This window comes from Pseudomonas sp. FG36, from assembly GCF_057809275.1.
Genome location: NZ_JBMDJQ010000005.1, coordinates 37630 through 52325 on the forward strand (window position 1 = coordinate 37630; position 14696 = coordinate 52325).

General features: G+C 64.9%; 14 protein-coding genes. 7 read left to right on the forward strand and 7 right to left on the reverse strand.

Features of this window, described 5'->3' with window-relative positions; genetic code table 11:
• Positions 1–30 precede the first annotated feature (30 nt).
• Positions 31–741 carry a monofunctional biosynthetic peptidoglycan transglycosylase gene (gene mtgA, locus ACODS9_RS06125; protein WP_401107315.1) on the forward strand — a complete coding sequence of 237 codons (711 nt, stop codon included), beginning with the start codon at positions 31–33 and terminating at the stop codon, positions 739–741.
• A 92-nt stretch (positions 742–833) separates the two neighbouring features.
• On the opposite strand, the gene rpoH is transcribed toward mtgA, so the two are convergent.
• The 4 genes from rpoH to ftsY form a co-directional block, all read right to left on the reverse strand.
• Positions 834–1688: an RNA polymerase sigma factor RpoH gene (gene rpoH / locus ACODS9_RS06130; protein ID WP_023630664.1), complete on the reverse strand. Its 855-nt coding sequence runs from the start codon at positions 1686–1688 to the stop codon at positions 834–836.
• Between the two features lie 111 nt (positions 1689–1799).
• A complete protein-coding gene (ftsX, locus tag ACODS9_RS06135) occupies positions 1800–2828 on the reverse strand; it encodes a permease-like cell division protein FtsX (RefSeq protein ID WP_489093504.1) in 1029 nt (342 codons plus the stop codon).
• Complete coding sequence (ftsE, locus tag ACODS9_RS06140) at positions 2825–3496, reverse strand: cell division ATP-binding protein FtsE (protein ID WP_011531723.1); 672 nt, start codon at positions 3494–3496, stop codon at positions 2825–2827. The genes ftsX and ftsE overlap by 4 nt, the downstream gene beginning before the upstream one ends.
• A complete protein-coding gene (ftsY, locus tag ACODS9_RS06145; protein WP_489093505.1) occupies positions 3493–5067 on the reverse strand; it encodes a signal recognition particle-docking protein FtsY in 1575 nt (524 codons plus the stop codon). The genes ftsE and ftsY overlap by 4 nt, the downstream gene beginning before the upstream one ends.
• 234 nt (positions 5068–5301) lie before the next feature.
• Here ftsY and ACODS9_RS06150 point away from each other — a divergent pair, with 234 nt between their 5' ends.
• The 4 genes from ACODS9_RS06150 to ACODS9_RS06165 are packed head-to-tail and all read left to right on the forward strand — an operon-like array spanning position 5302 to position 9810.
• On the forward strand, positions 5302–6657 hold the full coding sequence (locus ACODS9_RS06150) for a M16 family metallopeptidase (protein WP_046853823.1): 1356 nt from the start codon (positions 5302–5304) through the stop codon (positions 6655–6657).
• Complete coding sequence (locus ACODS9_RS06155; RefSeq protein ID WP_489093506.1) at positions 6650–8143, forward strand: M16 family metallopeptidase; 1494 nt, start codon at positions 6650–6652, stop codon at positions 8141–8143. Before ACODS9_RS06150 ends, ACODS9_RS06155 begins: the two co-directional genes overlap by 8 nt.
• Positions 8143–8757: a 16S rRNA (guanine(966)-N(2))-methyltransferase RsmD gene (gene rsmD / locus ACODS9_RS06160; protein ID WP_038706977.1), complete on the forward strand. Its 615-nt coding sequence runs from the start codon at positions 8143–8145 to the stop codon at positions 8755–8757. The genes ACODS9_RS06155 and rsmD overlap by 1 nt, the downstream gene beginning before the upstream one ends.
• A 60-nt stretch (positions 8758–8817) precedes the next feature.
• Positions 8818–9810: a hydrolase gene (locus tag ACODS9_RS06165; RefSeq protein WP_489093507.1), complete on the forward strand. Its 993-nt coding sequence runs from the start codon at positions 8818–8820 to the stop codon at positions 9808–9810.
• A gap of 42 nt (positions 9811–9852) precedes the next feature.
• Here the strand turns inward: ACODS9_RS06165 and ACODS9_RS06170 are convergent, their stop codons facing one another.
• From ACODS9_RS06170 to ACODS9_RS06180, 3 genes are all read right to left on the reverse strand, one after another.
• Entirely contained in the window at positions 9853–10728 is an 876-nt protein-coding gene (locus ACODS9_RS06170; RefSeq protein WP_489093508.1) for an RHS repeat-associated core domain-containing protein, read from the reverse strand.
• Between the two features lie 344 nt (positions 10729–11072).
• Positions 11073–11927 carry a sulfurtransferase gene (locus ACODS9_RS06175; protein ID WP_489093509.1) on the reverse strand — a complete coding sequence of 285 codons (855 nt, stop codon included), beginning with the start codon at positions 11925–11927 and terminating at the stop codon, positions 11073–11075.
• 34 nt (positions 11928–11961) lie between these two features.
• A complete protein-coding gene (locus ACODS9_RS06180) occupies positions 11962–12627 on the reverse strand; it encodes a TetR/AcrR family transcriptional regulator (protein WP_046853819.1) in 666 nt (221 codons plus the stop codon).
• A gap of 146 nt (positions 12628–12773) precedes the next feature.
• Here ACODS9_RS06180 and ACODS9_RS06185 point away from each other — a divergent pair, with 146 nt between their 5' ends.
• Both ACODS9_RS06185 and ACODS9_RS06190 read left to right on the forward strand, forming a co-directional pair.
• Entirely contained in the window at positions 12774–14204 is a 1431-nt protein-coding gene (locus ACODS9_RS06185) for a coniferyl aldehyde dehydrogenase (protein WP_489093510.1), read from the forward strand.
• The gene (locus ACODS9_RS06190; protein WP_489093511.1) at positions 14204–14689 is read left to right on the forward strand and encodes a twin-arginine translocation pathway signal protein; all 486 of its coding nucleotides are present in this window, start codon (positions 14204–14206) and stop codon (positions 14687–14689) included. Before ACODS9_RS06185 ends, ACODS9_RS06190 begins: the two co-directional genes overlap by 1 nt.
• The last annotated feature ends 7 nt before the right edge of the window (positions 14690–14696 follow it).

Here is a 14696-nt window from a genome sequence, read left to right on the forward strand (position 1 = left end):
CCGTTCCAACGGTCCGGCCAAGCCATCACCATGCTGTCATCCCTTCTTCGCCGCCTTTCCCGCGTCCTGCTCTGGTTCGCTGCTGGCAGCATCGCCGTGGTCCTGGTGTTGCGCTGGGTGCCGCCGCCCGGCACCGCGCTGATGGTCGAACGCAAGGTGCAGTCATGGGCCAGCGGCGAGCCGATCGACCTGCAACGTGACTGGACGCCGTGGGAGGATATCTCCGACGAGCTCAAGGTGGCGGTCATCGCCGGCGAAGACCAGAAGTTCGCCAGCCACTGGGGCTTCGATATCCCCGCGATCCAGGCGGCGCTGGCCTACAACGAGCGTGGCGGCAAGGTGCGCGGCGCCAGCACGCTGACCCAGCAGGTGGCCAAGAACCTGTTCCTGTGGTCCGGGCGCAGCTGGCTGCGCAAGGGGCTGGAAGCCTGGTTCACCGCCCTGATCGAGCTGTTCTGGTCGAAGGAGCGGATACTCGAGGTGTATCTGAACAGTGCCGAATGGGGCAAGGGCGTGTTCGGTGCCCAGGCGGCGGCGCGTTATCACTTCGGCGTGGATGCCAGCCGCCTGACGCGACAACAGGCCGCACAGCTCGCGGCCGTGCTGCCAAGCCCGATCAAGTGGAGTGCCAGCCGGCCCAGCGCCTATGTGGCAAGCCGTGCGGGGTGGATCCGCCGGCAGATGAGCCAGTTGGGCGGGCCGAGCTACCTGATGCAACTGGATGCTTCGCGCAGGCTTTAAGGCCCGCTCCCAGGCCCCAGTCAGCTTCAACACACAAAAAAGCCGCTGCCTCTTCCGAGAGCAGCGGCTTTTCAATCCAGCCAGGGCGCCGATCAGATCGTGATCAATGCCTTGACCTTGTTCATCGCGTTCTTCTCCAGCTGGCGAATACGCTCGGCCGATACACTGTACTTCTCTGCCAGCTCATGCAGCGTAGCCTTTTCTTCGGCCAGCCAACGCTGGTAGAGGATGTCGCGGCTGCGATCATCCAGGCCCTGCAGCGCTTCATGCAGGTTGCTGGTGGAGTTGTCGCTCCAGTCAGCGTCCTCCAGTTGCACGGCCGGGTTGTAGCGGTGGTCTTCCAGATAATGCGCAGGCGACTGGAAGGCGCTGTCGTCGTCGGCTTCCGCCGCCGGGTCGAAGGCCATGTCCTGGCCGCTCAGGCGGCTTTCCATCTCACGTACTTCACGAGGCTCGACACCCAGGCTCTCGGCCACGCGATGCACTTCGTCGTTGTTCAACCAGGCCAGGCGTTTCTTCTGGCTGCGCAGGTTGAAGAACAGCTTGCGCTGGGCCTTGGTGGTGGCCACCTTGACGATGCGCCAGTTGCGCAGGATGAACTCGTGGATCTCGGCCTTGATCCAGTGCACGGCGAAGGACACCAGGCGCACGCCCATTTCCGGGTTGAAGCGCTTTACCGCCTTCATCAGGCCAACGTTGCCTTCCTGGATCAGGTCGGCCTGGGCCAGCCCGTAGCCCGCATAGCTACGCGCGATGTGTACGACGAAACGCAGGTGGGCCATCACCATTTGCCGAGCGGCCTCGAGATCCTGCTCGTAATAGAGACGCTCGGCCAGTTCACGCTCCTGCTCCGGCGTCAGCAAGGGGATGCTGTTGACCGTGTGCACATAGGCTTCCAGGTTTGCACCGGGAACCAGGGCATAGGCAGGTTGCAACGAATTGGTCATTCAAGTACCTCCGGCTTACAGACTCATGCCTTTTGGGCACTGCCAGCATAGACAAGGAACCGTTGTACAAGTTCCAGGATGAAAAATTTGTCAATACTGGCCATGAAACATTTATCGCGGTGCAAGCTCGTTCAGGTGACGAGCGACTGCGATCCATGCACCGATATACCCCAACAGTACCGCCCCGATCAAGAGTGAAAGGCCATCCGAGGCCGGTACGCCACCCAGGGCGAAATCACTGCCATACAGGCCGGAAAGCCCGACCACCGCGTCGTTCAGCCAGTTCAGGCCGAACGCCAGGATGCCCCAGGCCAGCACGCCCGCACCCAGGCCGTACAACGCGCCCATGTACAGGAAAGGCCGCCGTACGTAGCTGTCGGTGCCACCGACGAGCTTGATCACTTCGATCTCGACCCGGCGGTTTTCGATATGTAGACGAATAGTGTTACCGATTACTAACAGCAGCGCGGAAATCAGCATCACCGCCAGGCCGAAGACGAACCGGTCACCCAGCTTGAGAATCGCCGCCAGGCGCTCGACCCATACCAGGTCCAATTGCGCCGCTTCCACGCGAGGCAGCTCGGAGAGGCGCTGACGCAGGGCTTCCAGGGCTGGCTTGTCGACCTCGGTCGGGGTCACCACCACCACGCCGGGCAGTGGGTTGTCCGGCAGTTCGCGCAACGCCTCGCCGAGGCCTGACTGTTGCTGGAACTCTTCCAGCGCCTGCTCGCGGCTGACGTATTGGGCCTCGGCGACGCCAGGCATGCCCTTGATCTCGTCACGCAGGGCCTCGCCATCACGGCTGCTGGCATCGAGCTTGAGGTACAGCGAGATCTGCGCCGCGCGCTGCCAGGAACCGCCGAGCTTCTCGACGTTCTTGAGCAACAACGACAGGCCCATGGGCATGCTCAGCGCCACCGCCATCACGAGGCAGGTGAAGAAACTGCCGATCGGCTGCTTGCCCAGGCGGCGCAAGCTGTCGGCCAGGCTGGCGCGGTGGCTTTCCAGCCAGGCGTGCAACAGGCTGCGGAAGTCCGGACCGTCGTCATCGTAATCGCCACGCTTTTTCTTCGACGGCTGTGGATCGGCGGCTTTCGGCGCAACGCGCTCGGAAACCTTTGGTGTACGTGTGGTGCTCATTGCCCGGCCTCCCCATCGCCGATCAAGCGGCCGCGTTGCAGCGTCAGCATGCGGTGACGCATGCGCGCGATCAGCGCCAGGTCGTGACTGGCGATCAGTACCGTGGTGCCCAGGCGGTTGATGTCCTCGAACACGCCCATGATCTCGGCGGCCAGCCGCGGGTCGAGGTTACCGGTGGGCTCGTCCGCCAGCAGCAGGGCCGGCTGATGCACGATGGCCCTGGCAATGCCGACCCGTTGTTGCTGGCCGGTGGACAGGTCGGCCGGGAACAGCTCGCCCTTGTCGCTCAGCGACACGCGCTCCAGCGCCGAATCGACGCGTTTGGCGATCTCGGCCTTGGACAGCCCGAGGATCTGCAACGGCAGCGCGATGTTGTTGAACACCGTGCGGTCGAACAGCAACTGGTGGTTCTGGAACACCACGCCGATCTGCCGACGCAGGAACGGGATCTGCGCGTTGCTGATCTGGCCCAGGTCCTGCCCGGCCAGCAGCAGCTTGCCGCTGGTCGGACGCTCCATGGCCAGCAGCAGCCGCAGCAAGGTGCTCTTGCCGGCGCCGGAATGGCCGGTGACGAACAGGAACTCGCCACGACGCGCCCGGAAGCTCAGTTCGTGCAGGCCGACATGGCCGTTGGGATAGCGCTTGGCTACCTGTTCGAATCGGATCATGAAGGTTCCCGCTCGGCGAACAGCGCCTTGACGAAAGGTTCGGCTTCGAAGGTGCGCAGGTCGTCGATACCCTCGCCCACACCGATGAAGCGGATCGGGATGTTGAACTGCTTGGCCAGGGCGAAGATCACGCCGCCCTTGGCGGTACCATCCAGCTTGGTCAGGGCCAGGCCGGTCAGCTCGACGCTCTGGTTGAAGTACTTGGCCTGGCTGATGGCGTTCTGCCCGGTACCGGCGTCGAGCACCAGCAGCACCTCGTGCGGCGCCTCGACATCCAGCTTGCCCATGACCCGACGGACCTTCTTCAGCTCTTCCATCAGGTTGTCCTTGGTGTGCAGGCGGCCGGCGGTGTCGGCGATCAGCACATCGACATTACGGGCCTTGGCGGCCTGCACCGCGTCGAAGATCACCGAAGCCGAGTCGGCGCCGGTGTGCTGGGCGATCACTGGGATCTGGTTGCGCTCGCCCCACACCTGCAACTGCTCCACCGCGGCGGCGCGGAAGGTGTCGCCGGCCGCGAGCATGACTTTCTTGCCTTCGAGCTGCAGCTTCTTCGCCAGTTTGCCGATGGTGGTGGTCTTGCCGGCGCCGTTCACGCCAACCACCAGGATCACGTAGGGCTTGTTCTGCGCCTCGATCTTCAGCGGCTGCTCGACCGGACGCAGCAGCGCGGCCAGCTCTTCCTGCAGCGACTTGTACAGCGCGTCGGCGTCGGCCAACTGCTTGCGGGCAACTTTCTGGGTCAGGTTCTGGACGATGGTCGAGGTGGCCTCGACACCGACGTCGGCGGTCAGCAGCCGGGTCTCGATTTCGTCGAGCAGGTCGTCGTCGATGACCTTCTTGCCGAGGAACAGGCTGGCCATGCCCTCGCCGATGCTGGCGCTGGTCTTCGACAGGCCCTGCTTGAGGCGGGCGAAGAAACCAGGCTTGGCCGGCTCGGCGGCAGTCACCACGACAGGCTCTGGGTCGACTGGAGCCGGCACAACGACCGGCGCCGTTTCGACAACCGGTGCTGGAGCGGTAATGGCAGTGGCTACCGTTTCGACAGGCGGTCGGGCTGGGATAACGGGCGGCGCCTTGGGTTCCAGGTCCTCGACCAATGCCACCGGCTCTTCGGCGACAGGCAAGACCAGGTTGCTGACCGGGGCCGCAGTTACTTCGACCTCGACCGTTTGCAGCGTTGCAACCACCGGTTCTGGCACGGGCTCCGGCTGCGGCACTACAACCACCGGCTCAGGCACGGGCTCCGGCTGCGGCGCTACAACCACCGGCTCTGGCATGGGCTCCGGCTGCGGCGCGGCAACCACCGGCTCAGGCACAGGCTCCGGCTGCGGCGCTACAACCACCGGCTCTGGCACGGGCTCCGGCTGCGGCGCGGCAACCACCGGCTCTGGCACAGGCGCCTGCAACGGCTCGGCAGCCGGTGCGGTCTGCTCGACGGGCGCTTGCGGTGCAGGGGCTTGCGGCTGTTCGGCGGCAGGTTGTTCCGGCTTCTTGCGGAACCAGCTGAACAGGCCTTTCTTCTCGCCAGCCGCGGCCGGCGCTTTTTTGTCGTCGTTGGAACCAAACATGGAAGACGGCTATCTCAGGGTAGCGATGGGCCAGCAGCGGCGCATCGGGAATTCTTAACTCACGCAGAACAGACTACTGTGAAGCCAGCGGGTTCATGCGCAACGTTTTGTCGTAAGGGCCTGCGGGCCAGAACGGCGACAGGCATGGTCGCCAGGCAACCGGATCAGTATCCTAGCACCTCCTGGCCCGCCGACGCTAAACCCAAGCGGGCCGCCGAACAGGTTGAACACCGTATGAATGCTCTAGCCCGCCGCGCCGCTGGCCTGTTGCTCGGCACCCTGTGCCTGCCGCTGGCGGCTTTCGCCGCCGATGTGCAACCCACCCACGAATTCATCCTCGACAACGGCCTGAAAGTTGTCGTGCGCGAGGACCACCGGGCGCCGGTGGTGGTTTCGCAGATCTGGTACAAGGTCGGCTCCAGCTACGAGACGCCGGGCCAGACCGGCCTGTCCCATGCCCTGGAACACATGATGTTCAAGGGCAGCGCCAAGATCGGCCCCGGCGAGGCCTCGCGCATCCTGCGCGATCTCGGCGCCGAAGAAAACGCCTTTACCAGCGACGACTACACCGCCTACTACCAGGTGCTGGCCCGCGACCGCCTGCCGGTGGCCCTGGAGCTCGAAGCCGACCGCCTGGCCAGCCTGCGCCTGCCGGCCGACGAGTTCAGCCGCGAGATCGAGGTGATCAAGGAAGAGCGCCGTCTGCGCACCGACGACCAGCCCAACGCCAAGGCCTTCGAGCTGTTCCGCGCCATGGCCTACCCGGCCAGCGGCTACCACACGCCGACCATCGGCTGGATGGCCGACCTCGAGCGCATGAAGGTCGAGGAGCTGCGTCATTGGTACGAGTCCTGGTACGCCCCGAACAACGCCACCCTGGTGGTGGTCGGCGACGTCAAGCCGGACGAGGTCAAGGCCTTGGCGCAGAAGTACTTCGGCCCCATCCCCAAACGCGCCGTGCCGCCGAGCAAACTGCCGCTGGAACTGGCCGAGCCAGGCCAGCGCCTGCTCACCCTGCACCTGCGCACGCAATTGCCCAGCCTGATCTACGGCTTCAATGTCCCGGCCCTGGCCACCGCCAAGGATCCGCGCAGCGTCAACGCCCTGCGGCTGATCTCGGCCCTGCTCGACGGCGGCTACAGCGCCCGCATGCCGGCGCGCCTGGAACGCGGCCAGGAGCTGGTTGCCGGTGCCTCGTCCAGCTACAACGCCTTCACCCGCGGCGACAGCCTGTTCATGATCTCGGCCACGCCCAACGTGCAGAAGCAAAAGACCCTGGCCGAAGTGGAGAAAGGCATCTGGCAGCTGCTCGACGAGCTCAAGACCACGCCACCCACCGCCGAAGAGCTCGAGCGCGTGCGCGCCCAGGTGATCGCCGGCCTGGTCTACGACCGCGACTCGATCAGCAGCCAGGCCACCACCATCGGGCAACTGGAAACGGTCGGCCTGTCCTGGAAGCTGATCGACAGCGAGCTCGACGACCTCAAGCGCGTGACCCCGGAGGACATCCAGGCCGCCGCCCGCACCTATTTCACCCGCGAACGCCTGAGCGTTGCCCATGTACTGCCCGAGGAGTCCGCTCATGAGTGATCGCAGCGCACCGCGCTACACCCTGTTCGGCCTGGCGATCATCGTGCTGGTGGTGGCAATCGCCGCGCTGCTGGCTCGCCCTGCCCAGTCCGACAGCCAAGGCCAGGCCGGCGCCGCGGCCCGCCCGGCCAACACCCTGCAATCGCTGGCCGAACTGGACGGCAAGGCCCCCAGCCGGCGCCAGCTGAACATCCAGCACTGGACCACCGCCGAAGGCGCCCGCGTACTGTTCGTCGAGGCCCGCGAGCTGCCGATGTTCGACCTGCGCGTGACCTTCGCCGCCGGCAGCAGCCAGGACGGTGGTACCCCGGGCCTGGCCACCCTGACCAACGCCATGCTCAACGAGGGCGTGGCCGGCAAGGACGTGACTGCCATCGCCGAAGGCTTCGAAGGCCTGGGCGCTGACTTCGGCAACGGCTCCTACCGCGACATGGCCGTGGCCTCGCTGCGCAGCCTCAGCGCCTCGGACAAGCGCGAACCGGCGCTGAAGCTGTTCACCGAGGTGGTGGGCCAGCCGACCTTCCCCGAGGACGCCCTCAAGCGCATCAAGAACCAGTTGCTGGCAGGCTTCGAGTACGAGAAGCAGAACCCCGGCAAGATCGCCGGCAAGACGTTGTTCGCCAACCTCTACGGCCAGCACCCCTATGCCAGCCCCAGCGACGGTACCGCCGAATCCATCCCGGGCATCACCTTGGCGCAGCTGCGCACCTTCCACGGCAAGGCCTACGCCGCCGGCAACGCGGTGATCGCCCTGGTCGGCGACCTCAGCCGCGGCGAAGCCGAGGCCATCGCCGCGCAGGTCTCCGCTGGCCTGCCCAAGGGCGCGGCACTGGCCAAGCCGGAGCAGCCTGTCGAGCCCAAGCCGGGGACCACGCATATCGACTTCCCGTCCAAGCAGACCCACCTGATGCTGGCCGAGCTGGGTATCGACCGCAACGATGCGGACTGGCCGGCGCTGTCGCTGGGCAACCAGATCCTCGGCGGCGGCGCCTTCGGCACCCGCCTGATGAGCGAGGTCCGCGAGAAGCGCGGCCTGACCTATGGCGTGTACTCGGTATTCAGCCCGATGCAGGTGCGCGGCCCGTTCATGATCAACCTGCAGACCCGCGCCGAACTCAGCGAGGGCACGCTCAAGCTGGTCCAGGATATCCTGGCCGACTACCTGAAGAACGGCCCGACCCAGCAGGAACTGGACGATGCCAAGCGCGAGCTGGCCGGGAGCTTCCCGCTGTCCAATGCCAGCAACGCCAGCATTGTCGGGCAGCTGGGCGCGATCGGCTTCTACAACCTGCCGCTGAGCTGGCTGGAGGACTTCATGCAACAGTCCCAGGCGCTGAGCGTCGAGCAGGTCAAGGCCGCCATGAACAAGCATCTCGCGGCGGACAAGCTGGTAATCGTCACCGTCGGCCCGAAGGTGGCGCAGCAACCGCTGCCGGCCCCCACTGACAAACCCGCCGAGCAGCCGCTCGGCGTACCGGAGCACTAATGGCAAGACCCAACACTCCCGCGCGCCCGGCCCCGGGCGCCAGCAAGGGCCCCGGCCAGTTGCGCATCATCGCCGGCGAATGGCGCAGCCGTCGCCTGGCCGTGCCGGAAGGCGAAGGCCTGCGCCCGACCCCAGACCGCGTGCGCGAAACCCTGTTCAACTGGCTGGCGCCCTATATCGAGGGCGCCCTGGTGCTCGATGCCTTCACCGGCAGCGGCGCCCTGGTGCTCGAAGCGCTGTCCCGTGGCGCGAAGGATGCCGTGGCGCTGGACAGCAACCCTGCGGCCACCAGCAACCTCAAGGACAACCTCGAAGTGTTGCGCTGCCCGCGCGGGCAGATCCTGCAGACCGACGCCCTGCGCTACCTGCAAGGCCCGGCCAAGCAGCAATTCGATGTGGTGTTCCTCGACCCGCCGTTCCACCAGGACTTGCTGGCCAATACCTGCAACCTGCTGGAGCAGGGCCAGTGGCTGCGCGAGCAGGCGTGGATCTACACCGAAAGCGAAGCCGTGCCCTCCTCGCTGCCGATGCCGGGCAACTGGCGCCTGCACCGCGAGAAGAAGACCGGCCAGGTGCATTACGCCCTGTGGCAGCGTGCGGCTGGCGACCAATAGCACAGGCGCGGCGGCGGTGTTTCATGGCACTCTAGGCAGGCACATCACGAGCCGCCCAGCATGACCAGCCTCACCGCCACCTTCCGCCCGGCTTCCGGCCTGTCCAACCCCCACTTGCAGACGTTGTGGGGGCCGCTGTGGCGCAAACTCCCCGCACTTGAGCGCACCCGCGAGCGCCTGTGGCTGGCCGACGGCGACTTCCTCGACCTCGACTGGCACGGCCCGCACCAGGCCGACGTGCCCTTGGTGCTGGTACTTCACGGCCTGACCGGGTCGTCCAATTCGCCGTATGTCAAAGGCCTGCAACTGGCCTTGCAGACACGCGGCTGGGCCAGTGTCGCGCTGAACTGGCGCGGCTGCTCGGGCGAACCCAACCTGCTGGCGCGCAGCTACCATTCCGGGGCTAGCGAAGACCTGGCCGAAACCATCCGTCACCTGCGGGCGCAGCGGCCGCTGGCACCGCTGTATGCCGTGGGCTACTCGCTGGGCGGCAATGTGCTGCTCAAGTACCTGGGGGAAAGCGGCGCGGCCAGCCAGCTGGAGGCAGCGGTGGCAGTGTCGGTGCCGTTTCGCCTGGACCAGTGCGCCGACCGTATCGGCCTGGGTTTCTCGAAGGTCTACCAGGCGCATTTCATGCGCGAGATGCTGGCCTACGTGCAGGACAAGCAACGGCACTTCCGCGACAAGGGCCACCATGAAGGGCTGGCCACCCTCGAAGGCCTGGGCTCGCTGCGCAACCTGCGCACGTTCTGGGACTTCGATGGCAAGGTGACCGCGCCCCTCAATGGCTTCAGCGATGCCCATGACTACTACCGGCGCGCCTCCAGCCGCTATTACCTGGGCGAGAACCGCACGCCGACGCTGATCATCCATGCCAGCGACGACCCCTTCGTGTTCGGCCACAGCCTGCCGAACGCCAATGAGCTGGCGGCCGGGACCCAGTTCGAACTGCACAGCCGGGGTGGGCATGTGGGATTCGTGGATGGCAGCCTGCGCAATCCGGGGTATTACCTGGAACGGCGGATTCCGCAGTGGCTGGTTGACGGGCGCTAAGCTCGTAAACACCTACAACAAGGGTACTTCTGCACAATACGCTTAAAGTATGTCGAGACCGGTAGGGTCATCAGCCACCGCATTGTCGGCGCGATTGGAAGTCGCGTTGGTTCGTACCAGACTTGCCTGTTCAGCCACGGTAAATGATACCGGTCCAGAGTCGGTATTGACCGTGTAACTCCCTGGAGTCAAACGTATGCTTGCATCGCCCGCGCGCTCAGCGTCCCTTCCCGTTCCTGCACCGCGTGCGCCTCGACTGATATAGTTGCCAATGGCCGGAGAGGCGTCATGGACAACTTTCAGGAAGTTGAGAACGGTCATGGCATCCGACGCATGGCCCAAATATTCTGGAAAGTGAGAAACGATACCGTGAGGAGGAGCAATCCCTATATCATGTAATGGCTGGTAAAGCACATCATCGAAAACCACCGCCCACTGCGCAACCGAAGTCAGCGTACCTAAAACTCCAAGACTCCCGTCTATAGCCTTTCCAAGCGCTGTCTTCTTATCCCATGTAGCAATAGTATGCATGCCCTTTCCAGCATTGACCCCCACCGATAGAGTGCTCTTGATGAGTGCTCCGACGCCATTACGCTGCCTGCCACCGGGGTCATAAAAATTCACCGGATCCCCTGTGCAATATGCGTAAGCATTGATGCCACCCTTTCCAAACGGGCTCAAACGGTCCGGCGAATGGAAACGCATAAGCCGCGGATTATAAGTACGATGACCATTTCCAAGCAGATACCAGCCCACACGTCGCTCGCGTATCACCCCGATAAATCCGGCACGCGAAATATCTTGGCCAGCGCTGCGAAAACCATAGAGCGTGTAGACAGCTGCCGAAACACCTGTTTCAGTCAGCGTAAAATTCGTAGTCTTAAGACGATCAGTCGCAAGTAGCCGGGTCGTCGGCATCTATGATATCCCTTATACCAAAGGCGGCCCCAAGTGCTCCGTGGTCTTTCGGGTCACTGTAAATCATGACCCGCATTGAGCATATCCGCCGCAGGATGCATCTATAGTTCAAACACTCTGCGATAAGACTAACATCGAGCCTGCGTGAGCATAACTGACAAAATTTCCAGGTAGCACCAAGCACCAACCCATCAAGATGATTGAAGTTTAAACTCTCCTTATGCACCCCTGTCGTGAGGCACATCCGCTCTCACATAACCTATCGCTTCAACGGGGCAATCTCCTGAAGGAGATCGCCCCGAACGCCAAATGCCAGTGCAGTCAGCCGGGCGACCCGGTGCGCGTCAGTCGCCGATGGCCACGCCACGCTGTGGATCATTGATCCACTCACTCCACGACCCGGCATACAACCGCCCCAACGGATAACCCGCCAGCGCCAGGGCAAACAGGTTGTGGCACGCGGTCACGCCAGAGCCGCAATAAGCCACCAGATTCTCCGGCGACCGGGCCCCCAGTTTTTCGGCAAACCGCTGTTTCAGCGTGTCGGCCGGCAGGAACCGCCCGTCCGCGCCAAGGTTGTCGGTGAACGCCGCGCACTGGGCGCCAGGGATATGCCCGGCCACCGGGTCGATCGGCTCGACCTCGCCACGGAAACGCGGCAGGCCACGAGCGTCGATCAAGGTCATCGCGGGGTCGTCCAGGCGCTTGGCCAGGTGGGCGGCATCGATCAGCAGCGCCCTGTCCGGCTCACCGCTGAAATTGCCTTCGCGGCGTACCGGCGGGTCCAGGCTCAGCGGCAGATGAGCGGCGTGCCAGGCCTTCAGGCCGCCATCGAGAATGAACACTGCATCGCGTTTGCCCAGCCAGGCCAGCAGCCACCAGGCACGGGCGGCAAAGGCGCCGGGGCCGTCGTCGTAGAGCACCACCTGGCTGTCGTTGTCCACGCCCCACTCGCGCAGGCGCTCCACCAGCCGCTGCGGGTCGGGCAGCGGGTGGCGGCCTGTGCTGCCCTTGAGCACCGGCCCGCTCAGGTCGCGTTCGAGGTCGGCGAAGTGCGCCCCGGCAATATGCCCCTCGGCATAGCTGCGTTGACCGTAGTCGACATCTTCCAGGGCAAAGCGGCAGTCGAGGATCACCAGGCCGGGCGCGTCCAGGCGTTCGGCCAGCTGTTGCGGGGTGATCAATTGCGCGAGGGGCATGACAATCTCCTGATGAATGGCTCGAAACCCCGGATCACTGCTCCAGGGCCTGGTTGAACGGGACATGGAACTCAGCGCACAGCGCCTGCACCGCGGCACGCGCGGTCGGGGTGACATACCCCAGCTCCAGCACCACCACCTGATAGACGCCGCGCTTGAACGCTTCTTCACCCAGGTGCGCGGAATGCTCGCGAGTGGTGCTGAGAAAACGCACCCAGGAAGTCAGCACGATCCAGGCGTTGATGGTCAGCGACTCGACCTGCGCGGCGTCCATGTTCAGGATGCCGGCCTCGACGAAACCGCGGTAGATGGCCTGCCCCTGCTGCAGGCAGCGCTGCGAGAAACGCCGGTAGCGGGCCGCCAGTTCCGGGTCGCTGTCGAGCAGGTGCTCGAGGTCGCGGTGCAGGAAGCGGTAGTTCCACATCGCCGCCAGCAGCGCCTTGAGGTAGAAGCGCTTGTCTTCGACGGTGGCGCTGCGGCCCTGGGGCGGGCGCAGGAAACTGTCGACCAGTTCTTCGTACTGATTGAACAGCACGGCGATGATCGCCTGCTTGTTGGGGAAGTGGTAATACAGGTTGCCGGGCGAGATTTCCATGTGCGCGGCAATGTGATTGGTGCTGACGCAACGCTCGCCCTGCTGGTTGAACAGCTCCAGGCTGCTCTGCACGATGCGCTCTCGGGTCTTCATGCGCGGGGCCATGCTCAGCTCCAGTCTCCAGCGTGTAATGATCGGGCCCATCTTACGGCTTCCAGCCCGTCGGGTGCACCGCCGCCCAAGTGAAAAATGGTGCACCATGGTTCCAATTAGAGTATATGCTCTATTCACTCGTCAGCCCCGGAGCCGCCATGACCTCGCCTGCCGTACTTCCCCCTGTGCAATCCGACCTCGACCTGCAAGCGACGTTCGACGCCCAGCGACAGGCGTTCGCCGGCAACCCGATGCCCCCGGCCACGCAACGCCGGCAGTGGTTGAAAAGCCTGCGCGAGGCGCTGCTGGCGGACCAGGAGGCCTTGATCACGAGCATCGATGCCGACTTCAGTGGCCGCAGCCGTGACGAAACCCTGCTCGCCGAACTGATGCCCTCGGTCATGGGCCTGCGCGATGCAGAGAAACAGCTGGGCCGCTGGATGCGCCCATCGCGGCGCAAGGTCGGCCTGGCCTTCCAACCAGCCAGCGCCCGGGTGCAATACCAGCCACTGGGCGTGGTGGGGATCATCGTGCCGTGGAACTACCCGCTGTTTCTCGCCATCGGTCCGCTGACCGGCGCCCTGGCCGCCGGCAACCGGGTGATGCTCAAGCTCAGCGAGTCGACCCCGGCCAGTGGCCAGGCCCTCAAGAACCTGCTCGAGCGCGTGTTCCCCAATGATCTGGTCAGCGTGGTGCTGGGCGAGGTGGAAGTCGGCCAGGCTTTTGCCCGCCTGCCCTTCGATCATCTGCTGTTCACCGGCGCCACCAGCGTCGGTCGCCATGTGATGCTGGCCGCCGCACAGAACCTGACGCCGGTGACCCTGGAGCTGGGCGGCAAGTCGCCGGCCATCGTCTCGGCCGACGTGCCGCTGGAGACCGCCGCCGAACGCATCGCCTTCGGCAAGACCCTCAACGCCGGCCAGACCTGCGTCGCCCCCGACTACGTGCTGGTGCCCCGCGAGCGCCTGGACGCCTTCGCCGAGGCCTACCGGCATGCCGTGCGTCGCCTCTATCCGCGGCTCGCTGGCAACCCCGACTACAGCGCGATCATCAACGAGCGCCAGCTTGGCCGCCTGAACCGGCTGCTGGACGATGCCCGCGAGCAGGGTGCCCAGGTGATCGACCTCTATCCCGACGAGCCGCGCCAGGGGCGCCGCCTGCCCCCACACCTGCTGCTGGACGTAAACGACAGCATGCAGGTGATGCAGGACGAAATTTTCGGCCCATTGCTGCCCGTGGTGCCCTACGACCGCCTGGACGAGGCCCTGGCCTACATCAACCAGCGACCTCGCCCCCTGGCGCTCTACTACTTCGGCTATGAACGTGGCGAGCAGACCCGGGTGCTGCGCGACACCCACTCCGGCGGTGTCTGCCTCAACGACACCCTGCTGCATGTGGCCCAGGATGACCTTCCATTTGGCGGCATCGGCCCGTCGGGCATGGGCCACTACCACGGCCACGAAGGCTTCCTGACCTTCAGCAAGGCCAAGGCCGTGCTGGCCAAGCAACGCATCAATGCCGCCAAGGTTATCTATCCGCCCTATGGCAAGGCCTTGCAGCGCCTGGTCTACAAGCTGTTTATCCGCTGATGCAGCGCCGCGACCTGCTGCGCTTCGGCCTGGGCGCCAGCCTGTTTCTGGGGGCGGCAAGCCTGGTCGGCTGCAGCGAGCAGACGCCGTCGACGGGTTACCAGGCGCTGCGCAACGACGACCTGCCGTTGTTGCAGGCCCTGATCCCCGTCGTGCTGGCCGGCACCCAAGCCTCCACGGAGCAGGTGCTGCAAAGCCTCGACCACAAGCTGGCGGCACTGTCGCCTGCCATGCTCAAGCTGACCCGACAACTGTTCGATGTGCTCACCCTGCCCCTCACCCGAGGCCCGCTGACCGGGGTCTGGGGCAGCTGGACAGAGGCCACCGGCGCCGAGGTTGAACGCTTCCTCGAACGCTGGCGCGACAGCTCGTTGAACCTGCTGCGTCAGGGCCACGCCTCGTTGCTGCAACTGCTGCTGATGGCCTGGTACGAACGCCCCGAAGCCTGGGCGGCGTGCGGCTACCCCGGCCCACCAAAGATCTGAACACCAG